Genomic DNA, 24,421 nt, shown 5'->3' with positions numbered 1-24,421 from the left:
AATCAGCCCTCAAAAGCTTTAAATAATGTCAGAGTAACTTATTGAGGTGCCAATTAAGTTGATGATTAGATATGTCTTATTTTAATGTTCGCTTCTAAAAACTACATCTTTTACCACATTTAAATATTGCTGGTATTCTTCATCCGATAATATGGTTTTGATGGCTTCCTTACGGCTTTTATCAAACTGTTGCCAGTATGCTTTTGCTGCCTCGTGGTCACCATGGTATTTATCGTGTGCTCCATTATACGATTTTTCAAAAGCTTGATTAATGGCAACCACCATATCATACTTTTTATCTGTTAATTGAAGTTCCGATTTTAATTGCGCCATAATTTTAGAAGTATACCCCGCTTTACCAGGTATGTTTTTCTCCATAAAATCGGCATAAACTAGAATCTGTTCTGCATTTAAAAACTGACTCATTTTTTTTTCTTGAGCGGCATAAATCTGATTCATCTTTGGCAACATAGTTTCTTTGCTCATGGTTCCCGCCGAACGTGCTGCTGCAAACGCTTCTTCCAACTTGGCTTGATGTGAGGCTGTTATTTTATCAAACTGACTTTCTTGTTGTTTACTTAAGTTAAGCTCTTGTTTTAGTTTAGCGTAATCTGGTCCTTTTCGTTTCCTTTGCTCCGAGCTACATCCTAACATGCCAATTATAAGGAATGATGCTATTATTATCTTCTTCATGATATTTTGTTTTTACTATTTTGTATAAATGATGAAATACCTCTGGTTTGTCTTCCAGAGGTATCTTTTAATAGTTATATTATTAATATTTAAGCTTTTATTAATACACACCAATATAAAATGAGCTTGCGCCTGTTTTTACCGATGCACCTATTTCAAATCCATCGGCACTTTCCGAAGAAGAATTAAAGATGTATACATTACCATCTCCCCCAACTGGAGCTAGAACCATAAACATTTTACCATCTTCAATAACAACATTTTGATATTCTAATAAATAAAGGTCGGCAGGAACATTTAAGGCAACGGCAGTTTTATTAACTAAATCAACTCGAGCAACTCCCCAGTAAATATTCTGATAATCACCATCAGTTGAAATATATTCATCTACATCGTAATACGTTACATAACCTATGCCGTCTGCTACATAAAACCAGCCTGTTGATGCAATATTTTGTCCCAAAGCTTGACTCAGGTTAAATGAATAACTATCGTCATAACTTCCATTACTCAGCTTTAAAAAATAAGTATCCTTATCCTGTACTGCATGCACCAAAGGACCAGAACCTGTTAATTGATACACATCTCCATCCTCATTAATATGCATCGAAGGTGTTCTGTAACCATTGGTTGCTCCTACTACACCACTTACTCCTGATTCTACAAGAACCGGATTTTCTAAAGATGGATAATCTACCACTAGCGTTTGTATATTTAAATGGTTTCCTCCAATTCGCAAACCATCTTCGTTATACTCAAACTTTTGTAAACCGTAGTATACCTTACTACCTGCAACTACTGGTGCATCAATTCTGAATGTATAAAAATCATTATCTATGTCTGTTTGACTTTTAGGAATAGTAAATTCCTGAATAGCACCAAAAGAAAGATCCTCTAGGTCCACCGACATAATTCTAGCGGTCGCTTTTTCCTCCACATAATTACCTGCTGCATCTGTAATAGTTTCGGTAGATACATTATGCAATAATGCGGTTGTGTTGTTCACCGGTTTCCACCTAGGGTGCACTGTACCAATGGCATATTCGGCAGCTGCTTCATTCGTCATTTTAAAGTTGGTATTTTCGCCCACCGAAAACTTAGCCAAATCAGCACTACCATAATCCATATTGAATATATGTCCGTCGTTTACCGAAAATAAACGTGCCGCAACAGTCGATTGAATTTCATATCCATTGGCTGCCACATTTATATCCGTTCCTGTGGTTAAATCGGTAAATCCTTGAATATAGGCTGTTGCTGTTCTATCTCCATTGTTAATTTCCTGGGCTAGAGTATATATCTTTGTTGGGTCAGGATTCTCTCCTGAAGGTGTATCATCATTATCATCGCTACATGCGATATTTAAAAACAGACTCCCTAAAAAGGCAGCTACTACAAAGGGCTTAAATAGTTTTGTATTCATGATTATTATTTATTATTAATGAATTGAATAATTGATTTTTAAATAGATAGCCCTACCTGGTTTTTGCAGGGCAAAATTGTCGTATAGGGTTTGGTTGAAAATATTTTTTGCATCCAGACTAATGGAATAATGATTCTGTGGAAACCTTATTGTTATGCCAACATCATGCGAAAATTGCGTAGGTATAATATCCTTATTGGCCGAACCGAAGCTGGCATAGTTTCTATAGTACTCGTGTATGTATTTGGCTGAGTAGGATAATTGTGTTATCGACTGGTTAAATAATAAATCGTTAAAGCGATAATTTACCCCGTAATTAAAGTAAAAGTAGGGCTCGTTTCTTAATCGGTCTCTGTAATAGGCGTACTCTGCTCCATTTTCATCAAACTGGGTATTAAATCTGGCATTTAACACAGAAACAGACATTCGCAAATGGAGGTTTTTATCGTAGGTATAATTCATATCTACATCCACACCAGTGCTCAATACATCTTCTAAATTTTCAAAGGCATAATCTTCATCACTCACAGAATTAGCTTGACGAATCATATCTTTTGTATCACGATAAAAGAAATTTGTATTTACAGCTAAGTGATGCTTTACAAATGGCGAAGTGGAATAATTAAGACCAACATTAGCATTAATGCTGCGCTCTGGCTTTAGATTGTAATTGGTGCTAATATTCTCCGCATTGTTCCCGAATATTTCTTGAGATTCTGGCAGTCTTACTCCATTCTCTGCCGAAATCTGTAATCTAAGTTTCTCGGCAAACTTGTACGAACTGGCAAAACCAAACCCTGTGTTCTGATATTTATTGGTAACCTGCTCTTGCTCAATAGAGCTAGTGCTTGAGTTTCGAAATAAGGCATTTACATTTTGAGCATAATACTTCACAAAAAAAGAAGACTTAACATTCGGAACAAGCTCATTCATTTCAAGCGTTAATCCTGCCACATTTTTAATATATCCTTTATCGTCTAAAAGTTCTCTTTCTTTGGGAGTTAAAAGCACATCATCACTCGTTCTATTAAAATCGGTTCTGATGTAATTGCCGCCTACATGCAACTTACTATTTATCTGATAGCTAACATTGAAGCGGTTTATAAGTGATGTTTCTATATCTTCATTCAAAGTAGGGTCACCAGCTTCGCCAGGATTGGTAAAATCGATAATATCACTTTTAATTAAGCCAGTCCAATCGTACTCATTGGAGGTAGTATCAATAATCTGACGATTTAAATGAGAATACATACCAAATAAATTCACATCCAAGCCCTCTGTTAAAAAGTCGGATTTGATATAATTAAGACTGGGTGCCAATGTTGACGATTCGTACTTACGCTCACCATAAACCACTTCCATGGTAGATCCTGTTTGAATCTCCTTATCCATATCCGAATAAACCAAACTCAGCAAAAATATATCTGCCCAGCTTTTTTCTGTAAAACCAATATCTACTTTGGTTCCATATGATTCATAAGCGTCATTAAATCTTTCCGCATCAATATATTTAATTCTTCCCAACGCTGGGTCGCCATCATAGGCACCTACATCTCTTACTTTATAATTGTTATCGGAATAATTGTAAAAAGCATTTCCCTTGAGGGTAAAACCTGTTTTTTCATCTCGCCATAAACCATTTACTGAAGCCTGATGTGTGTTAAACGAACCTAGGGAGTATGAAAAATCCATATCATTTTTAGTCCCTCCATGCGTAACAACATTAACCGCTCCACCAAGTGCATCATTACCCAAATTAACGGGAACCACACCTTTGTACACCTCAATACGTTCGATGGAAGAAGGAGGAATGCTATTTAGGGAATAAGACGCTCCATAATAATCCATTGGAATACCATCGATAAAAAAACGGATAGCATTACCTGTTAATCCGTTCAGGTTATATGAAATACGCGAACCAAGTCCTCCCGTTTGCTTTACCTGAATACCCGCCATTCGATCCAACAGCTCATTGGACTGCACATTTTGTAACGAAGCTCCTTTAGTTTCAACAGTATTTACGGCAAAACCTTTTTGTTTAATCAGGGTAGATTTACTGTTGGCACTAACTACTACTTCATCTAAATCTTGCGAGCTTTCTTCAAGCGTTTGACGAATATTTAAACTTTTTCCATTAACTAAGTTTATATCAACCGTTTTTTGCAGGTAACCTATACTTCGGATGGTTAAATCGGCTTTTCCTGAATGCTTTGTAACGAGTAAAAATGCGCCATCAATATCAGTAACAGTACCATCTTCAGAATTATTAATGGCTACGGTAGCAAAAGAAACGGGAAGTCCCTTAGTGTTTTTAATTGTTCCTCTTATTGTGCAAGAATTGTTTTGAGCCCATGCAGTATTACTGACTATGCCACAAACCACAACAAGCATAATGCGATAACAAAATAGTTTCTTCATCTTTTCGTTCGTCCCTCTTCCTTAGAATTAATCTAAATAAATATTGGACAAATGTAGATGAGAGACAAAGCGAGGACAATACCTACTTATAGGTAATTAAGTTGGTTAAATGAGTTATTCGAATGCAAGAAATTAATAAAAAGACACAGTAAGAAGCTCACTAAGAGTGTCTTTAAATATTTTTATTGATAACTATATATAGGGAGAAGCATACGAAAATTATAAAATTGATGATTCATTATTATTTCGCATTATTGAGGTATTACTATCGCACACCTCCACAAAACTAAGTATCTCAAGATAAATACGCTTACAATTTCCCTACTCGATCCTGGACAATAAATTTCACCAATACTTGCAGCCTTTTAAACCGTATAAACTGTACCGTGCCCCTTTTATAAACAGGGAACAAACTACTTCGTAAACCCTTCTTTGGCTAATAATAATTTTAACTCCGCTACCAACGCTGGATTTTCTTCGGCAATATTTTGAGTTTCTTTTTCTACTGACTGGTGATTGTATAACTCAAGAGCTCCATCTTTGTGAACGGTTAGTCGATGCGTGGCTGTTCGAATGGTAGTAAAACTACCTTTATAGGCAATGGCATAATGTCCCTGTTGACTAGCATTGGACAAGAATGGCTTTAAAGAAGTACCATCCACAAATTCGGGTTTATTAATTCCTGTTAGCTCACATAGCGTTGGAAATATATCCAATGTAGAAACTACTGCATCCGTTTTTCCTCCAAGCATTTTTTCATTGGGTGTATACACAATCAATGGCGAACGCAAGGACTCTTCAAACAAACTATGCTTACCCCAAATGGCGTGCTCACCCAAATGCCAGCCATGGTCGCCCCAAAGTACAATAATGGTATTTTTATCCGCCCCTGTCTTTTTAAGTTCATCCATAATTAAACCCACATGCATATCGGCATAACTCACGCAAGCTGCATAATGACGTCTAAGCTCATCGGCAAATTCTGCATCATCATTAGGGTTCTTACCCCAACGATTATACTTCATAAATTCGCCTGATTTATGCCAAGTGGTTTTTCCTTTAGGCTTTATCGGGTTTTCAATGGCAGGAAGTTTGGCATTTTTGTAATACTCCATATATTTTGCAGGAGCACCAAATGGCAAGTGCGGTTTTATAAGTCCTATGGCTAAAAAGAAAGGTTTATCCCCAGCAGTCAAACTCTTTAATTGCTCGATTCCTTCTTGCGCTATAGCTCCATCCGGATAAATATTATCATCACCTTCAGTACTTTGGTAAACATCCATTTCGTTGGCTTTCACCCTTATTTCTCCATGCGCCAAACCATGCATAACACCTCGTGGATGCTGCCATTCGGCCACTGGTATCAAATGCTTATCCCAAGCATTTGGTATCTCAATTTGCGTACTATCATTCCAGTCAACTCCACCTCTACCTCCAGGGTGGTGTGAAACCTTACCCACAGAAACTGTGGTATAACCATTTTGCTTAAACCACTCTGGCATAGAAGGTGTCACTTCTTTTCCCTGAGCAATATCCTTAGCTCGTAAAAATAAGGCATTGTTACCTCCTGGTCCGTATGTGCCAGTCAGCAAGGTATATCTTGAAGGGCCACAACTGGGTGCATTTACATAGTGATGCTGAAAAGACCTGCCTTTTTCTGCTAAAGCATCTATATTTGGAGAATGCACATAGTCCTTACCAAAAGATTTCAGTTCAGGACGCAAATCATCAATGCATAACAATAAAACATTTGGCTTTTGCTGCTTACTTTTTGATTTTGCAGTACAGGAAGACAAAATGATAATAGCAAGTGCTATAAAAGGGAATAATACTTTCATAATAGAAAAAATTCAAAATCTTAATATTCTGATTTAAACAAGAACATACACTCAGACTATGTCTGTTTTAGTTGTTTTTAAGCCATTCTTTAATTTTGATATCTAACTCTTCTACTCTTAATTGAGTGGGTTCAATATCATCTAGCTTAACTACTTTACCTCTCGTATAACCAACATACTCCATCCAACCTTTCGACCTTAATTTTCTTCGTTCTGAGACATATAGATATAAGGAATCTTTTTTTAGCTGATGAATAGTTGGGTAAGGCTCTCCAACTTCTACTTCAGGGTACAAATCCATCAATATTTTTTTAGCCATTAAAAAATGTCCTGCCTTATCGGGATGCACACCATCTGGAATAAAAGTTGAATCCTCACGTAAAGCTTTTGTTTTAGCCAGTATAGGATTCAAATAGTGGTGCAAATCAATGACCGGAACCTGCTCGCTTTTCTGACTCAACAACCAATCTGCAAATTTGCCCAACACTTCGTTGTATTTGTAATAAGGAGCTTTATAAGAATGCCTCTCACCGTCTTTCGATGTTTTATACTTAACTATTTCAGAATCGAAAATGGTAGGCGTAGATAAAATTAGACTAGCTCCACTATTCTCTACTTTCATTTTTAATTCTTGAATGCCTTTTTTGTAAGCATCAAAACGTCCTTCATCCCAATTAGAAAACAAACCGTCGTTCATTCCATAACAAGCCATCACCACATCTGGCTTTATTTTGGCTAAAGCCGAATCAATACGACTATGTATGCAAGGACGTGGAAAAGGATGGTCGTCTTCAGATGCCCCGTTAACCGTTTCGCTAGACAAGCCAATACTGATAATATCAAGTTTTTCGTGAGGGTAATTCTTTCGTAAGTAATACTCTATAAAACCAACATACTGACCGTTTTGAGTAATACTATTTCCAAGAATCATTACTTTTTTATGGTGTAGAGGTCCCACCTCTTTTTTAGTAGAAGTACAAGAAGCCAGTATAAAAGCGAATAGAATAAGCGGCAATAATTTCATTAGATTTTACTTTTCAAGGGTTTAATCCGTAATATTAACAATAAGATTTTGAATATTATAGTCTAATAAAAAATAGTAAGGCAAGTATGTTAGCTTATTCAACATCAAAATTATTTTTTATATCTAGGTAAGACACGAAAATAAGACGTATTAAAAGATGCTTTACACTCTTCCCATTCGTATTTTCGTGTCTTTAACCTTAATACTCTTAAACACTTAAAGTAGCTTCTTCGTTGCTTATTTATAAAAATCAGAAATTATCTTTCTTCCATTTTTATGATAATCCCATAGGTACTCACCAGTTTTATCGATACATTTTTGACCGAAATGATGTGGTAAAACAGAGACCAAAGGATATCCAGTTTTTCCTTTATACATGGCTAAATGTTGTAACCACTTTTCTTCCGTAATCCCTGCTGTATCGTTTCCTCCAATATGGTCGAGATTAATACCACGGCCAGGGCACGATTTTAAACTTACTTCGTAGTGCATTTTTACGCGGGATGGCCAGTCATACTTGTTATTAATCCAAATATCATTGGTTCTGATAACATCGGCATGTTTGGCAAAGAAGATATCAGGTACATGAAACTCCATCTCAATATTCTTGTCAATATCTTTGGCTGCTCGATAAAGCTCTTTATGAATAAAAATCATGTCGGACTTGGTGTTATAAGACATATCGATTTTAAACTTCATCACGCCCATTTTATAATAACGATAAATCACTTCTGCGGCAAATTCATAAATATCTGCTCGAGGATTTAACCAACGTTCTGCTTTAGGATCGGATGCTTTGGTTGAACGCCAATCGCCCAACATATCGGGATACTTTTTCGCATAGGTAGAGTTGTGATGAATCTTCGGAAAAGCAATCCATAACCCAGGTGTAAAACCTTTCTCCTGAATCATCCCCATAGTCTTCGCAAAATTTGGAAAGGTCTTTGGGTCTGGAACCCATGAACCAAAACCTGATTCAATGCTGCCATCAGGAAATAAACCCCAACCGTGATCCAACGTCATCTTACCTTTAGGATATCCCAAAGCGATGACTTTATCCAAATAATCCTTTACAAAATCGTGGGTTAATAATTTAAAATGACCTCTCCGTACTTTGGATTGTATTTTCTGTTCTACCCAAGTGCAATATTCAACATCTTCCCAAAATTTAGGAACAGTTTTAAGGGGCATAAACCTGAGCTTTTCAAACATCAGGGTATTGTATTCTTTCCAGGCTTCATCTCCTTTTCCACTTTCGTCTATATACAATTCTTGCCCCTCAGGAACATAAATGGTTAACGTTTCCTTGCCATCAAACTCAAATACAGAATGCTCTAAACCAAAGGTGGTCATAAACCCAACAAACTTCCCGTTGGCATCCATTACAACAGGTGAACCTGAAATTCCACCACAATTAATAGTAAAGGGATTGTGCGCAAAGGCCTCACTCCGCAAAAAGTTATAACCTGTCCCTTTTTCTTCGGGTTTGCCAGAGCTGTTATACGGAACTAGCAATGGTGCCTGAACCTTTATTTGAACCTTCTCAATATCGCGTTTGGCTTTTGCAATGCTTCCTGTAGCATAACCATCTTCCGACTTTTCTATTTTAGATTTTTGTGGCGTTTGAGCCGAAACAGCATTTGCCATTCCAATTCCTGCCATTCCTAAACCTGCTTTTTTTATAAAACTTCGTCTATTTGTCATCTTTAACTTTTCATGTATTTACTTAGCTAAAGATGGTAGTTAAGAAGATTTTTTAGATATATGGGAGTACATTACATGTGTGTTTGCGTACAATTTTAAAAAATACAACTTCTAGAACCCTATAAAAACTCATTGTGCAAAAGCTTCTTGATTTATCGTCTTTTGACAAGTCGGATTTTACGCTAAGATCAATCAGTAAAAAAGTAAAATATAAACCCCAAAAAAAATAGCGCATTTTTCAACTCTAGAAGTTAAAAAAATGCGCTATAACTAAACTTTTTTTTTGGAGCGAATAGAAATTACTATTCTCCAATAAATCAACTTCGTTTATGAGAGTTCTACTATCCCTTATTTAGGAAATTCTAAAACCTTACCAACAACATTTACATCATAATTAACAAAAGTGTTCCAGTCTCCATGTAACCACAATAAAGCTTTATAACCTTCCTTGGCCACAACGATTGGTCGGATATTACGTTGTGTTGAACCTGATGTAATAGCTTCCCATGGAATGTTTGAAATATCGTCGCTTGCACCAATAGTGGCACCATAAATTTCGTGTTTACCTCCCAAATCTTCTCCCGTTGAAGGATTTACATCCGTTGAAATATACACTTTAGTAGGATCTTCTGGGTCAAAAGCCATGAGGCCAGTATACGAGCTTTCTACATAATACAAGCAGTTTCCTGCATAGGCAATTTCTCTATCGTTCCATTTTTCTCCATCCCATGAGGCAATTCTGTAACGATGGTCACTATTGCTTAAATACAAAGAATATCCAATATGAGGATTTCCATTTGCGTCTTGTCCCATGGCACAAGTCCAACCACTATTAGGTACACTTTCGCAACCAGCTGGTTTCAATTTAGTTTCGCTTCCCTTATAAATTTTTTCTCCTTCAGATGTGCGCAATGGACCATCCTTTAAATCCTTTATCTTAGTTCCATCCACAGTGTAAAATGCACTATCTCTATACTGCGCATAATAAACGCTATTTCCGTACTGACGCGGATGCGCATCGGTATATGAAATACCAATCGTATTTTCATCTGGTTGAGCATATCTACAATAAGGACGCTGACGACCAGTTACATCATTGGCTATAAAATGAGTTCTGTTACCCCAAGTTTTTCCTTCATCATCAGAAGTAATAAATGCTGGATTATAGGTTTCCCCATCACGATATAAGTTATATAACTTGCCTTCATTTTTTAAATAATAAAGGTTCATATAAGTCACCCCTCTATGGTCATCGTACTCATGATTATGTTGCATTCTTTCGCCCCACTGCAAATAATCATCAGAAGATGAAATATTGTAATAATGGATTTTTTCATTCCCATGCTTAGCCCAAACCGCCAAAATACTATTGTCGCTGCGAGCATATAAAGCAGGAACATCATGATCGTCCACCTGAAGCTCTTTGTGCAAAGTAACTTGACCTTGCACACTATCACCCAATAAATCGTAAACCCCTAAATTTACATCTCCGTTTTGTCCATCTAATCCAGCAATAATTAGTTTTCCATCATTGATGATAGCACGTGGATCCTGGTACCAACACCAACCGCCATTGGTCATAAAAGTAGTATAGTCTACCACCGTCTCTTCCTTATCTTGCGAAGGGTAAAACTGTTCTATATACTTATACATTTCTGTTCCTGCAGCTAAAAAAGCTCCTGTACCATAAACTTCGGTATAATCTGGGTAACTTAAACCTGGAGCAGCTCCAACGGGTTGAACATAGCCTACCATTCCCTCTTCGGTAACTGCACTTGCCAAAGTACTCCATGCTTTCAATAACACAGGTTCATAGATTTCTTTATCCAGAATACCATTATTAATTCCCCATGCTAGTCCAAAAGTAAAAAATCCCGTTCCGCTGGTTTCAATATTCGGATAATCCTTCACATCGCCTAACAATCCTGCTGACCAAGTTCCATCTGCGCGTTGAGTTCTTTTTAAGGTCTCTGCCATTTTCTGGAAAATATCAACGTAGAAATCTCTTCCATCCCAAGTTTTAGGTAAATCAGGAATCATCAATGCCAATCCACCAAACACCCAGCCATTACCACGCGACCAGAATATTTTTTCTCCATTTTTTTCTTTCTTATCAAAATAACTTTTGTCTCTAAAAAATAATTGCTCTTCCGCATCCCATAATTCATCATAAGTCATGTGATACTGCTTATCCATGTAATTCAAATACTTTTTTAAACTTGTTACCTTGGCTAAACGAGCCCAAACAGGTGGAGCCATAAACAATGCATCGCACCAATCCCAATGATAATCATCTTTTTTATCACCAGTCATAATCTGATTGAACTGCTTCATGGTAGGACGTAACATAAAACCTTTATGAGTGAGGTTATACATACTCAAATAAAACTGCCCCACTGTATGGTCATCTGCATGATACTTTCTGTCGTGCAGTTTCCATTGATACTTCATACCCAATTCCGTCAACCAATCTTCGTATTTGTTACTATCATCAATTTCTGAGAACTGGTATAGACCTGCATAGAATGCTCCCCCTAACCATTCTAAATCGTGATATTGGTTACGATGATGCCACTTTTTACGGTCTTCTTTGGGAGGTAAAGCCCTGTACTTACCTTGATCTTCCCAAGTTTCTAATTGCCAATTGGCTACTTTTTTGGTTAAATCAAATACCTCTTGAGAGGATGGAACTTCTTGTTTATTGCTGCACGAAAAAAGTGCCACAACAGACAGTAGTAATAAAGATAATTTCAATTTCATAGACTTAATATATAATTACTAAATAGGCTTTTATGTATAATATTATATTGGGGTTAATCCATATTGGATAAGGTCCTCATTATTTAATCTCTGAACAAATAAAGCTAAATCAGATAAATCATACTATCTTTAACCTTGCTGTAACGGTACTTGTAACGGTTAATAAATTACTTAAAAAGCTAAAATAGTTTAAGTTACAAAACAGAAGCTAAAAACAATGGCATCTTAGCATATTTAAACTAAGCAGACAGACAAACAGAATAGAATGCTATCAAAAGAAGAGAAACTGGCCTTAATTAATGATATTATAAAAAGTAAAACTTTTCAGAAAGCAACAACTAGCTCGGCACTTTTAAAATACTTAGTAAAGGCCGAAATAGAAGATACTTTTTTAAAAGAGGATATTATTGATTTGGAATTTTTCGGTAAAAAAGGAAAATCAGACAAGTCGAATACTCGTGTGAGAGTGAGTATGTACAATCTTCGAAAAAAGCTGAGTAGTTATTACGAAGATGATGGTAAAGACAATACTTGGATAGTTAAAATTGATAAAGGGCAATATAGCATTAGGTTTGAGAAAAAGGTAAAGCCTAAAACCAATACCTTTAACTTAAAGGACGTAGGTGGTTATGCATTACTATCCTTGATTATTTTACTCTTGCTCATTGATAAAATTCCACCTAGAAAACCCAGGATATGGAAAGATTTTCTCTATAAAGATAAATCTGTAACGCTATTTATTGGTGATGCCTTTGGTATGAAGGGTAAAACCATCACGGGAAGCGATGGTTTTACCAGAGATTATACGGTTAACTCCATAGAAGAGTATTATTCTTTGTTAGAGCAAAAACCTGAGTTAAAAGAAGAGCTATTTCCTGCACATTACCAATACTTTACTGGCATGGGCGTATTTGCCTCTCGCAACATTTCGCAACTATTTACTCCATACAATAAAGAGTTTGATATCAAGTTTAATTCAAACACCTCATTAGACGATATTAAAAATGGAAACGCTATTTATGCAGGTCCACTACTTACAAAAAACAAATTTATTCCTTTGTTTAATGATGCCAATGAACATTTTAATGTAGGCAGATATACCTTAGAAGTTAAAGGTTTACCTAATAAGAATGACACCATATTGAATATTTCGTCTACAGAGAAAATAACAGATTACGCCATCGTATCAAAATATCCAGGCCCAATGGGTACTAAGCATTTTGTATTTTTCTCTAATCATGATATGGGCGTATCAGCTTCCATAGAATACTTCACCAATAAGGATTCTGTAAAGTATTTTACCAATCAGTATCTGGAAAATCACAAATACTTCACTGCTTTATTTAAAGCTCATGGGAGAGAAAGAACCAGCTTAAAAATGGAGTTATTATGGGTAGTACCTTTTTAATCTCCCCATGCGATGGGGAGCGAAATAATTAATAGGAGATTAAGCATATGAGAAGTAGAATTGAAATATTTACTGCTTTCTTTTCAATCATTATAGGAATAAAGTTATTACTTGAGTCAGCATGGTATATTTATGCCTATAATTTCTCAAGTATTCTATTCCTTGTTATGACACCCATGATATCTTTAATTTATCAATTTATTATGGGCATTCTTTTAATCTCATCCGGGTATTATTTATTCAAACATGATAGGCGTTCCGTTTTACTCTACAAGCTTACTGGAACATTAATCATGTTGTATCCAGCAAATCAATACTTACTAACAAGATATGAAGTATTATGGACTGACCAGAACCTTTATCTATTCTTGATTGCTCCGCTGGGTTTATTTTTATATTTTTTTATACTTCAAAAGAAATACAGATTCCCTGAAAAGAATATCAACATCTTAAAGTTAGAAAAAGTCAGTATTCTTATAGGAATTTCCATTGTACTATTGATTAATATACTCTTTCATTCATGGAATTATCTAGACCGAGTTTTATAACTATTATCCTATGAGTAATCAATATAAATTTACATCTTTTGTACTCTTCGAACACACAACAATTAATTCAATATTTAGAATAAATCTGAAAGCGAAATAGATGTTTATATTGAACTACTCATAAAGTGAATATCCACTACATGTACATATTCACCTAACGAGTAGCGTAGGAAATTTAATTTTTAATGATTGTTTTTACGCCCACTTTGTTTTTGCCTATTAGTTTTACACAGTACATTCCTTTGGCTAAGTCAACCTGAAGATTTTGTGTGCTGCCTACAAAGGATTCTGAATGCACAATTTTGCCATGCATATTCAATATCTGAATTTCATTAAAATCGAAGTCATGCTCAACATCAACTGTAAATGACTGCTTAAAGGGATTAGGAAAAACCTTAATGCTTTTTGAATATTGGTTGTTTGCTATGCTGTTTTCATCGCAATCTACTTCATAGTATACGATAGCATGTGGCTGCTCGGCAAAACCGATATTGCTTACATTAGTTGTTTCAACATGATAAGTCCCTTCTGCGGCATGTTCTGCGGTATTTATTACGGCAGAAATAGCAGGTGCAGAATAACTCTCTCCATCTGGATTATAATCCTCCGCAATTAAAGAACGCAAAACACAAGGCATGTATTTAAAGTGTTTGCTTTTTACCTGAGCAGTGGCTCCATAGGTGGCCGTAACGTTTTTAACAACGCTTGTACTGGCGTAGGTTCCGGGTTGAATACCGGGTATTTCTTCCTGATCTTTTTTTACATAACCATCGCCAATTCGCACAGCAAAACCACAATTAACCGCAGTAACTCCATCAATATCTACATGTCCGTTTTGAATGGCATGTGGCGACATCATATAAGCAGCATTTCCATTTTCACAGTAAATATCGCGCCCGTAGGTATCAAAATTTCCGCCCACTTGTAGCTCATTCATTTTATCGTAGCCTGTTTCTAAACGCAGTGTTACACCTCCATCGCCCCATAAGTTTTTAAACAACACATTAACCGAAGCCTGCGACTGAATTACTCCGTAACCATAATGCTGATTGTAAGCGGTTAGATTTTTAATTACACCATTGGTGGGAGAATAATAGGTATCTCCAATTTTTCCATATCCAAACGTTACACACGAAAATTTGGTAATATCATCCTGAACAATAAAATTTGAAAGCAGAAAATTCTCCGCATTATTAAAACGTACTACCGCAAAATTCTTATTGCTTAGGTTTCGTAAATCTACGGTAAAACTGCCGTCTACACCTTGTATACTCACGTTTTTAATTACTTTGCTACTGTTGGTAAAATCGAAAATACGGTGGTTTTTGGTGTCTGATACAGGTGCTGGTTTAATAATAGCATCCTTATTTATTTCGATATGAACATTGGAGTTCATCTGGACATCTGTGAAATAATAAGTACCAGCCGGAATTATAATTTTACCTCCATTGGTAGTAGCCGTAACATCAGCAATTGCACTACGAAGCGCCGCGCTGTCATCTTCGTCATCCGAGCCATCGGCATGGTAATCATCAACCAGATTTTTAACTACCCCATAAGTGCTAGGTTCGGTGTAAAAATCGGCTTCATTTTGAGCCATAGCTTGCAAACCCAAACTTGCAGCTATTAATAATATAAATGTATATTTTTGTATCATCACTCTGTTTTAATTGTTTGATATAAAGGAAATAAAAGCGCAGGACTACTATGTTCCTATGGGTTTGTACAATGTTCGTTACAGGAAAAACCACTACACATTAACAGATAGAGCCGACATACATACCTTCCTGTACTCGTTAACAGATGTTTATTGGGTAAAAATTAGCTTGGAGAAGCTTTAAACATATGTTCGTGCAGGGAAATTGCTTTTAAAATAGAAAATACATTTTTCTATGAAACAATGCTTTTCTAGGCTCGAGCCGCAAGGCTTCCACTTTTTTCTGCAGTCAAAAAAGTGGACAAAAAGTCCGCCGACTGCAGCACTCGCTTACCCACAATTTTCTTGCTTTTGAGACAGAAAGAACTCGCTAACGCTCAAACAACTTTAGTTCACAAAGCTATATTTTTGGAGTTCATGATTTCCACTTCGTTCCAATTCTGTCTTCTCAATATCAAGAAATGTGGGTCCCAAGCTACGTTGCTGATGTCGGGAGCTCGACTTGCAACTTTATTTTGTTTACAGGCGAATTCCCTGTATGCTCGTGTGATATTTTTTTGATTTTGATGGTTTTTGCAGATGTTTATCACTTAAAAAAAATGGTTTTTCCGATCATGAACATATGTATCATGGGTGATTCTATTATTTACAAGAAATGCCATAAACATATCTTATACTGATACACTTATCGCATTTCAATATCTACCGGGCAAACGATATTTACAAACTATTTTTTATAACCTCCATATGGGAAGTGCTCATTGGCTGTTCTTTCCTCTTTAAAGATTTTATCCACTCGCTTAATCAACTCTGGGTACTGCGATGCTACGTTATTTGCTTCCGAGATATCCTTATCTAAATCGTACAACTCAATAGGATTATCTACTCCGTAACGAACGGCCTTCATATTGTCAATACGTACCGCCTGACGAAAACCATCAGCGGCATGCGAAGGCTTAAAAAACTCCCAATTTAAGAACTCTCTCTTAGGTTCCTCTCCGCCCGTAAGAACAGGCAAAATAGAAATCCCATTGGCCTGTTTTGGTTTTTCGACACCTACTACCTCAGCTAATGTAGCCATAAAATCTTGTCCGCTTCCAATAAAGTCAGAAACCGTTCCAGCTTTAATTTTTCCTTTCCACCAAGCCATGGTAGGAACGCGAATACCTCCTTCATAAGTATCGCGTTTGTATCCTTGTAAATCGCCATTACTATTAAAGAACTCATAATCGTGACCGCCTTCTCCTGTTGGTCCGTTATCGCTGGTAAATAGGATTAGCGTATTATCTAACTCGCCCATCTCTTCCAGTTTTTTAAGCATACGACCGATTTGTTTATCTAGCAAAGTAATTTTTGCTGCATGACGACGCTCTACATCGGGCCAACCTTTATCGGCATATAAAGTTTTGTTACCTAAGTCATACTCGTGAGCATGTGGCGCTCTATAACTCATAAATAAAAAGAACGGTTCGTCTTTATTGATCTTATCCAGATAGTCGAAAGCAAGGTTTGTTCGGAATTCATCCTTACAGTTAAAATCATCCATATTATAAAATACAGAATCCTGTAATCCATTGATATATTCCCAATCGACCGTGTATTTTGCACCTCCAAATGGCGAACTCCATTGCTCCTGAGCCGCATAATCGAAACCTCGGTTATAAGCCCATGTGCTTAAGTCGTTAGGATCTTCCATGTGCCATTTACCCACAAAACCTGTTTGATAACCAGCTCCTTTTAACATCTCCGCCAAAGTAACATCGGTTTTGCGCAGGGCTACCCTATCAAAACCTCTGTCAAACTCGCCTTTATTGCCTCTAATAGCATTGTTACCTGAATGAATTCCTGTCATCAATACTGCTCTGGAAGGTGAACAAACCGGGTTACCAGCGTAAAAGTTAGTAAAACGAATTCCCTCGGCAGCCATATTATCCAATACAGGTGTTTTAATAACTTTTTGTCCGTAACAGCCTAATTCGCCGTAACCTAAATCATCTGCTAACAAAAACAGGATATTGGGCTTTTTTACTTCCTTCTTTTCTGCTTTTTGCTGACAGCTAAATAATGTCACAGATAGCAAAAGCAAAACTGATATTCTTTTGTACACCTTCATATTGAATTAAATTTATACGGTTTTTAATATTGTTATTTAGTTTCCGACGCAAAGCTTTTTTGTATAAATCTTACATTATTGATGCGTCGATATATCCTTTTTTCACCCCCTAGGGCGATGCCCTAGGCTATTATATGTAGCCCTTTCAGGGCATATTTACATCTTTAATAAATAGCAACCAGCTCTCTTCTTTAAAAAGAGGAGAATAATATATAGACATTTACTCCACTACCAACTCATCAATACATAAGCCATCATCTTCTAGGGCTGTTATTTTAATGGTATTGGCTCCAAAGCCTAAGTTGGCTTTAACACTATATACTTGCCAAGTTTTTCTGTAAGCACCATTGGCGGGTAAAGCAATTATCTGATCCTTGCCATTGATACTCAACTTAACTTTGTATGTAGGCCTGATCTTATCAAAGGCGCTATATCTTATCTTCAATTCGAACTCGCCTGGGCTACCATCATTTTCCTGATACCACTCAACCCAACCTCCGGCATTTCTACCAAAATCGAGATATCCTTTACCATTAAAACCCTTTCCGAGATTATTCACATTTGCGATGGCGTATGAAGCATCTTCGGCTTGATTACCGCCTAAGTTAGCCGCAACCGCAACGCCATCAAACACAAATCCTTCGTCCATGGCAAAGCGCTCTTCCATGCTTTGAACTGGCTTGCCATTTAAAACCACCAAGGCTTTTACCGTGCATCCTAACTCCACCTCAAAGGCTCCTTTATAAAGTTTAGATGATTGTGTTGCCTTACTTCCATCGGTAGTATAATATACTTTGATATCTGCTTTAGCTTTAGCTCCTCGTAGGTTTAATATTTTAGTATCGATACTTACTTTATTTGAAGTCTCTTGTTTTTTCTCACCCAAAATGCAACTGGCCAATAGATTTATATCACCATTATCATCAGTCGATTCTACATAAGCACGGGTTAATCCATAGAAGGCAATTCTATCCTTTGCCTCAAAATGCTTCTCAACATCTATAGGACTTCCGTTATCCAACGCTCTAATATATCCTGCTCCTATCACGTAAAAGTGCGTTCTGTTTTCTCCGTAAGGATAAAACTCACCCTTTGCATCCGCTGCAGTCGCGCGCACCTGAACGATATCTCCAGTTTTGTTGGCCATTCCCTCACCATCGATAGAAAGTAAGTTTTGAGTTGGCGCATCAGCTGTTCTAATCACTTTTTCGGCGATTACCTTGCCATTATTATAAGCTACAGCCTTTAACGTTCCGGGCTTATACCCCACCATCCATTGGCATTGCATTTTATCCCACGACTTACCTGGCTTTTGTTTACCCAACGACTTATCGTTAAAGAACAACTCCACTTCCTCACAATTAGAATATACCCAAACAGGAATCTCCGTTCCTTCTTTTAAAGTAGGATGTGTCCAGTGTGGCAATATATGAACCATTGGTTTGCTAGTCCATTGGCTTTGGTATAGGTAAAATAAATCCTTTTCGAAGTTGGCCATATCAATAGCTCCGCCCATAAACGATTTAAAAGGCCAACCACCATGCACATAACCTGCTTCTCCAATATAATCGTGCCCCGTCCAACGGAACGAACCAGCATAATACGGTATATCGCGTAACTGCTCAATATTCTGGCGCGAGGTTAAACGAACCATCGCATTATCGTAACTCGAATTAAAAATCTGTTTAAAGTTTTTTCTTCCAGCAGCATTTGTCCAATCGTAAGTAAATATTTCTTCCTCTGTTAAGTCAGGATAATAATATGGTTTTTGGCGTTTATTAGGATATCCATCTCTATACCAAGTTTGGGTACGATAAAAACCACGAACCTGCCAAGTGTGTGTATTCTCCGTTCCAATAAAAACACGGTCTTTCTCCATTTCATCGAACCAGCCCATCTTCTCGCTACTACCATTTACACCGTGTACATCCATATATTCCGATGCTGAGTGACCAGAGGTAACCGGACGTGTATTATCATACTTATGACATTGTGCTACTAAATCCTTACCTACTTCTCCACGCGTTTCATTACCCACACTATAAATTATTATAGAAGGATGATTACGATCGCGTTTGATCCAATCTTTTACATCTGTCTTCCACCACTCATCAAATGAATGCGCCCCATAATCGTTAGCTGCTTTCTTCATCCAACCATCAAAGATTTCATCCATCACTAACATCCCCATCTCATCACACATATCGTAAAACTGCGGCGTTTGCGGATTATGTGCAGTACGAATGGCATTTACACCCATATCCTTTAATTGCTGAATACGAAAACGCAAAATCTTATCAGGCACTGCAGCTCCTAATGCTCCTGCATCCTGATGATTACAGATTCCTTGCATCTTTACGTTTTTACCGTTGATCCACATACCCGTTTCTGGCTTCCACTCTACATCGCGTACACCAAAACGTGTTTCTACTTTATCGAGTGTTTTCTTACCAACTTTTAATTCTGTAACTAGCGTGTATAAATACGGATTCTCTACAGACCAAAGGTGTGGATTAGATAAGGTTATCATTTGCTGAACCAATTGATCTCCTTCAATTTTTACCTTGCTTGTTGCAGTTTCTACAACATTTCCATCCGCATCTTTAATAGAAGATACTACTGAAGACTTTGCAGATTTTGCTTGCTTATTAAATACTTCGGTATCGATAGTAACTTTATTTCCTTCTGTTCTGACGAAAATACCATCTCTAGCAATAAACGTATTCTCTTTTATATCAATCCATGTATTGGCATAAATTCCGCTTCCGGTATACCAACGTGCAGAAGGTTGTTTGTCGTTATCCACTTTTACGGCAAAGGTGATTTTATCAGCGTTTTTGACTTCTTCGCTAATATCGTAGGCAAACGATATCCAACCATAAGGTCTTAGTCCTAGTTTTTTACCGTTGGCATATACTTCGCTATTCATAAATACCCCATCGAAGGCTACCTCAACATGTTTCCCTTTCCAACTTGCAGGCACCTCAATGGTTTTTCTATACCACCCAATACCAGCAGGTAAATATCCACACTGATCGCCCATGGCATTATCCTCGCTGTATTCTCCTTCAATACTCCAATCGTGCGGCACATTTAATACCCGCCAATCCGCATCGTTATACTTTACAGCCTCCGCTCCTGGATGATCACCAAGTTTGAATTTCCAGCTTTGGTTAAAGCTAATTCTTTCTCTAGCCACAGCGTTGAAAGACAACACAAGAGCAATTAATAATAGTAGATTTTTCATTTCTTATAAGTACAATACTCAAAGCTTTACTTGGAGTGAAACTTGAGTGATTATTTCTTTTTGTTTAGTTAGTTTCGGCACAAAATGAACTATAGCTATATTTTGAACTATGTGATTGTGCCGCTTTGCGCCTTTCTTATACCTAAGGCCTTGCCCTAGGCTAATTTATTTATCCCCTACAGGGCATTATTTACATCTAAAAATAAGTGTATTTGAATTCTAAAGTTCGAGTTCAAGGCTTTCGAAGCAACGAAAATAAAGGAGTTTACTATTTGTAAATGACTGTTTTCGTTGCAAAAATAACGCAGAAATCGGGCTTTAAAAGCAAATATTATATTGGGAACAGCTCATTATCGACATGCGCCTCTTTCATAATTTGTAAAATTTGATCGACAACTTCGGGGTGCTGTTTGGCAACGTTATTCTTTTCTTCCTTATCTGTAGCAAGATTATACAACTCAAGCTTAGCATTGCCTTTATTGAGTTTATATATCACGCCTTTCCAATCTCCCATTCTCACAGCTTTCTTACCTCCTTTATTATTGAACTCCCAATACAAGTATTCGTGTTGTTTTTGTCCTTTTTTGCCGAGCAATTCAGGTAAGAAAGAAATACCATCCGTTTCTGATTTTACTTCTGCTCCAACAACTTCAGCACATGTTGGTAGTACATCCCAAAATGCCGAAACATGATCGGAATTTGAACCCGCTTTTATTTTAGCCGGCCACTTTACAATAAAAGCTGTACGTATTCCACCTTCGTATAAATCACGCTTCATGCCTTTAAAACCAGCAGCACTATTAAAGTTGGCAGGGTCTGCTCCTCCTGCTCCATGTGGACCGTTATCGCTGGCAAACATGATAATCGTGTTATCTGTAATGCCTAGCTCTTCTAACTTTTCAACAATCTGCCCCACGTAAAAATCCATACGAACCATCATAGCCGCAAAAGTCGCCTTAGGATATTCTTGCGAGCAGTATTTTTTAGGAATAATATCTGGACCATAATCTGATGCATATCCATCTTCTACTCTATAAGGTGTCTCTTCAAACTTTCCTTTAAAACTTTGTAAAATGGAATCATCTGGAGCAATTAACTCGGCATGAGGCATAATAAACGGTACGTAAGCAAAGAATGGTTTCTTGGCATTATCCTCAATAAACTGAATCGTTTGATCTTGAATTAAATCTGGCGCATAAGTGATTGCTTTTGTCCAATCATTACCCGGTAGATCAACTTTATCTTGATTATGATTTAGATAAGGAGGATAATAACGGTGCGCCAAACGCTGGCAGTTATAACCATAAAACTCATCGAAACCTTGCATATTGGCATCGCCTTCGGAACCCGGATAACCTAAACCCCATTTACCAAAGACTCCTGTTGCATAACCTTTATCCTTCAGGATTTCAGCTAATGTTACATACTCAGCTGGCACAGGCGTTTGTCCTTCGCCATCCAATTCTTTATTTCCTCTAATTGGACTATGTCCTGTATGTAATCCCGTTAGCAAAGTAGAACGTGATGGCGCACATACTGTAGAACCACTGTAGTGCTGAGTAAACTTCATGCCTTGCTCAGCTAACTTATCAATGTTAGGCGTTTGAAAAGCCGTTTGTCCGTAACAACTAAAATCTCCGTAACCAGCATCATCTGCTAACATATAGATGATATTTGGTCTTTGATTCTTTTTATTACCTGCAGAAAGGCATGTTGCTATTGCCAACAGACTTATTATTAGTAGTGTTTTCATTTGACAGATGTTTTGTATCCCAATATTTACACAAGGTTCTTACTCTTAACACTTCAGATATGTACGGCACAAAATACCTTTGCATAAAACTGAGTTTTGTGCTTGTCCCGATTTACATTTTTATATACCTAGGGCGATGCCCTAGGCTATTAGCTTTCGCCCCTTTGGGGCTTGATTTACATTTTTACAGTTCCTTAAATTGGAAATAACTCTGAATCAACATGCTCTTTCTCCATAATTTCTTTCATTTGCTGAATGATTTCTGGATGTTGATCTGCAATGTTATTTGTTTCAGCTACATCTTCGGCTAAATTATAAAGCTCCATGGCTCGTGGTTTTTTGCTATTAATATCATACAAAACACCTTTCCAGTCTCCCATTCTTACCGCTTTACGACCTCCACGAGTATTAAACTCCCAGTATAAATGCTCATGTTCCTTCTGATTGTTTTCTCCTAATAATTCTGGTAAAAATGAAATACCATCAACTTCCGACTTTGGAGTTTCAACTCCTACAATATCAGCACAGGTTGGTAGTACATCCCAAAAAGCAGAAATATGATCAGATACAGTTCCTGCTTTAATTTTATTAGGCCACGAAACCACAAATGGAGTACGAACACCACCTTCATATAAATCACGTTTAACGCCTCGCAGACCACCACCACTATTAAAATATGCCGGATTAGCTCCTCCTTCAGTATGTGGTCCGTTATCGCTAGCAAACATGATGATGGTATTATCTGCAATGCCTAACTCTTCTAACTTATCCATAATCTGACCTGTATATACATCCATACGAACCACCATTGAAGCAAAAGCTGCATAAGGAGTTTCTTGTGAGCAATACTCTTTGGTATTAATATCAGGACCATAATCAGAAGTATAACTATCGGTAACTAGTTTTGGAACTTCCTCAAATTTGCCTTTAAACTTGGCTAATAATGAATCATCTGGTGAGATTAATTCTGCATGTGGTAATACTAATGGTACATAGGCAAAAAATGGCTTATCCTTATTGTCCTCAATAAACTTTAAGGTTTCATCTTGAATAACATCCGGTGCGTAGGTAACTGTATTTGTCCAATTATTACCTTCTAACATCACCTTTTCATCATTACTCCATAAATGAGTTGGGTAATAACGATGCGCCATACGCTGACAGTTATACCCGAAAAAAACATCAAATCCTTGATTTATTGCATCACCTTCTGAGCCTATAAAACCTAGTCCCCACTTACCAAAAGCACCCGTTACATAACCCGCATCTTTTAATAACTCAGCCACGGTAACCGAAGAAGCAGGCATAGGTGTTTGTCCCTCTCTGCCTTCTAGTTCTTTATTTCCTCTAATTGGCGTATGACCTGTGTGCTGCCCTGTCATTAAAGAAGAACGCGAAGGAGCACAAACCGCAGAACCCGTATAATGCTGCGTGAATTTCATTCCTGCAGCTGCTAGTTTGTCAATATTAGGCGTATTAAACTTTGTTTGACCATAACAGCTTAAGTCTCCATATCCTAAATCATCGGCCAAGATATAGATGATATTAGGTTTGCTAATTTCCTTTGTAGATTCTGATTTATCGCCTTTGCTTGCACACGAAAACAAAACAACAGCTAAAACTGATAAAAGTGTATATTTCATAACTAATATGTATTAAGTATATTTTAGGTTAATGAATGGATACTATAATCCTTTCAACTCTTTTCGTAATTGCTTTATTCAAAAATACCTATTGTTATTGATATTAACGCCTTACCACCCCGTTAAAAACGGTATCATAACGTGTTTATTTAATTGATTTACTTTTCATTAAGAATAGCATCCTGCATTTGT

At 37.0% G+C, this 24,421-nt stretch carries 14 protein-coding genes; 2 read left to right on the top strand and 12 right to left on the bottom strand.

Translation table 11 applies throughout. The annotated features are described in order from the left end of the window. Positions 1-81: 81 nt before the first annotated feature. The 7 genes from A8L32_RS13870 to A8L32_RS13840 all read right to left on the bottom strand — a co-directional run bounded on the left by A8L32_RS13870 (position 82) and on the right by A8L32_RS13840 (position 11,860). On the bottom strand, positions 82-693 hold the full coding sequence (locus A8L32_RS13870) for a hypothetical protein (protein ID WP_066631357.1): 612 nt from the start codon (positions 691-693) through the stop codon (positions 82-84). 100 nt (positions 694-793) lie between these two features. Continuing rightward, positions 794-2,116: a hypothetical protein gene (locus A8L32_RS13865; protein ID WP_066631356.1), complete on the bottom strand. Its 1,323-nt coding sequence runs from the start codon at positions 2,114-2,116 to the stop codon at positions 794-796. Positions 2,117-2,131: 15 nt separating this feature from the next. Next, positions 2,132-4,534 (bottom strand): TonB-dependent receptor, encoded by a 2,403-nt coding sequence (locus A8L32_RS13860; protein WP_083631339.1) that lies wholly within the window; start codon positions 4,532-4,534, stop codon positions 2,132-2,134. A gap of 413 nt (positions 4,535-4,947) precedes the next feature. Continuing rightward, positions 4,948-6,372 carry a sulfatase gene (locus A8L32_RS13855; protein WP_066631354.1) on the bottom strand — a complete coding sequence of 475 codons (1,425 nt, stop codon included), beginning with the start codon at positions 6,370-6,372 and terminating at the stop codon, positions 4,948-4,950. Between the two features lie 67 nt (positions 6,373-6,439). Next, entirely contained in the window at positions 6,440-7,396 is a 957-nt protein-coding gene (locus tag A8L32_RS13850) for an SGNH/GDSL hydrolase family protein (RefSeq protein WP_066631352.1), read from the bottom strand. A gap of 237 nt (positions 7,397-7,633) precedes the next feature. Further along, positions 7,634-9,100: an alpha-galactosidase gene (locus tag A8L32_RS13845; protein WP_066631350.1), complete on the bottom strand. Its 1,467-nt coding sequence runs from the start codon at positions 9,098-9,100 to the stop codon at positions 7,634-7,636. A gap of 348 nt (positions 9,101-9,448) precedes the next feature. Continuing rightward, a complete protein-coding gene (locus A8L32_RS13840) occupies positions 9,449-11,860 on the bottom strand; it encodes a glycoside hydrolase family 88 protein (RefSeq protein ID WP_071797471.1) in 2,412 nt (803 codons plus the stop codon). Between the two features lie 265 nt (positions 11,861-12,125). On the opposite strand from A8L32_RS13840, the gene A8L32_RS13835 reads away from it, so the two are divergent. Both A8L32_RS13835 and A8L32_RS13830 read left to right on the top strand, forming a co-directional pair. Then, on the top strand, positions 12,126-13,268 hold the full coding sequence (locus tag A8L32_RS13835; RefSeq protein WP_066631348.1) for a hypothetical protein: 1,143 nt from the start codon (positions 12,126-12,128) through the stop codon (positions 13,266-13,268). Between the two features lie 47 nt (positions 13,269-13,315). Beyond that, positions 13,316-13,816 carry a hypothetical protein gene (locus A8L32_RS13830; protein WP_066631346.1) on the top strand — a complete coding sequence of 167 codons (501 nt, stop codon included), beginning with the start codon at positions 13,316-13,318 and terminating at the stop codon, positions 13,814-13,816. A 175-nt stretch (positions 13,817-13,991) separates the two neighbouring features. Here A8L32_RS13830 and A8L32_RS13825 read toward each other — a convergent pair whose 3' ends face one another. The 5 genes from A8L32_RS13825 to A8L32_RS13805 all read right to left on the bottom strand — a co-directional run bounded on the left by A8L32_RS13825 (position 13,992) and on the right by A8L32_RS13805 (position 24,229). Then, complete coding sequence (locus A8L32_RS13825) at positions 13,992-15,473, bottom strand: T9SS type A sorting domain-containing protein (RefSeq protein ID WP_066631344.1); 1,482 nt, start codon at positions 15,471-15,473, stop codon at positions 13,992-13,994. Between the two features lie 727 nt (positions 15,474-16,200). Then, positions 16,201-17,586, bottom strand: coding sequence for an arylsulfatase (locus A8L32_RS13820; RefSeq protein WP_066631338.1), 1,386 nt, complete (start codon positions 17,584-17,586; stop codon positions 16,201-16,203). Between the two features lie 220 nt (positions 17,587-17,806). Then, positions 17,807-20,833: a glycoside hydrolase family 2 TIM barrel-domain containing protein gene (locus A8L32_RS13815; protein WP_066631337.1), complete on the bottom strand. Its 3,027-nt coding sequence runs from the start codon at positions 20,831-20,833 to the stop codon at positions 17,807-17,809. Between the two features lie 331 nt (positions 20,834-21,164). Next, positions 21,165-22,586, bottom strand: coding sequence for an arylsulfatase (locus tag A8L32_RS13810; protein WP_066631336.1), 1,422 nt, complete (start codon positions 22,584-22,586; stop codon positions 21,165-21,167). Between the two features lie 194 nt (positions 22,587-22,780). Continuing rightward, positions 22,781-24,229, bottom strand: coding sequence for an arylsulfatase (locus A8L32_RS13805; protein ID WP_066631332.1), 1,449 nt, complete (start codon positions 24,227-24,229; stop codon positions 22,781-22,783). Positions 24,230-24,421: the final 192 nt, after the last annotated feature.

This window comes from Labilibacter marinus (assembly GCF_001659685.2).
Classification (GTDB): Bacteria; Bacteroidota; Bacteroidia; order Bacteroidales; family Marinilabiliaceae; genus Saccharicrinis; species Saccharicrinis marinus.
Note: the sequence above shows the minus strand (reverse complement) of the source record. Positions and strands in the feature narration are given on the sequence as shown.

Coding starts and splice junctions, on each gene's coding strand:
- A8L32_RS13860 (WP_083631339.1), bottom strand. CDS start 4,534: ATGAAGAAACTATTTTGTTATCGCATTATGCTTGTTGTGGTTTGTGGC.
- A8L32_RS13830 (WP_066631346.1), top strand. CDS start 13,316: ATGAGAAGTAGAATTGAAATATTTACTGCTTTCTTTTCAATCATTATA.
- A8L32_RS13850 (WP_066631352.1), bottom strand. CDS start 7,396: ATGAAATTATTGCCGCTTATTCTATTCGCTTTTATACTGGCTTCTTGT.
- A8L32_RS13855 (WP_066631354.1), bottom strand. CDS start 6,372: ATGAAAGTATTATTCCCTTTTATAGCACTTGCTATTATCATTTTGTCT.
- A8L32_RS13840 (WP_071797471.1), bottom strand. CDS start 11,860: ATGAAATTGAAATTATCTTTATTACTACTGTCTGTTGTGGCACTTTTT.
- A8L32_RS13865 (WP_066631356.1), bottom strand. CDS start 2,116: ATGAATACAAAACTATTTAAGCCCTTTGTAGTAGCTGCCTTTTTAGGG.
- A8L32_RS13820 (WP_066631338.1), bottom strand. CDS start 17,586: ATGAAGGTGTACAAAAGAATATCAGTTTTGCTTTTGCTATCTGTGACA.
- A8L32_RS13870 (WP_066631357.1), bottom strand. CDS start 693: ATGAAGAAGATAATAATAGCATCATTCCTTATAATTGGCATGTTAGGA.
- A8L32_RS13835 (WP_066631348.1), top strand. CDS start 12,126: ATGCTATCAAAAGAAGAGAAACTGGCCTTAATTAATGATATTATAAAA.
- A8L32_RS13805 (WP_066631332.1), bottom strand. CDS start 24,229: ATGAAATATACACTTTTATCAGTTTTAGCTGTTGTTTTGTTTTCGTGT.
- A8L32_RS13810 (WP_066631336.1), bottom strand. CDS start 22,586: ATGAAAACACTACTAATAATAAGTCTGTTGGCAATAGCAACATGCCTT.
- A8L32_RS13815 (WP_066631337.1), bottom strand. CDS start 20,833: ATGAAAAATCTACTATTATTAATTGCTCTTGTGTTGTCTTTCAACGCT.
- A8L32_RS13845 (WP_066631350.1), bottom strand. CDS start 9,100: ATGACAAATAGACGAAGTTTTATAAAAAAAGCAGGTTTAGGAATGGCA.
- A8L32_RS13825 (WP_066631344.1), bottom strand. CDS start 15,473: ATGATACAAAAATATACATTTATATTATTAATAGCTGCAAGTTTGGGT.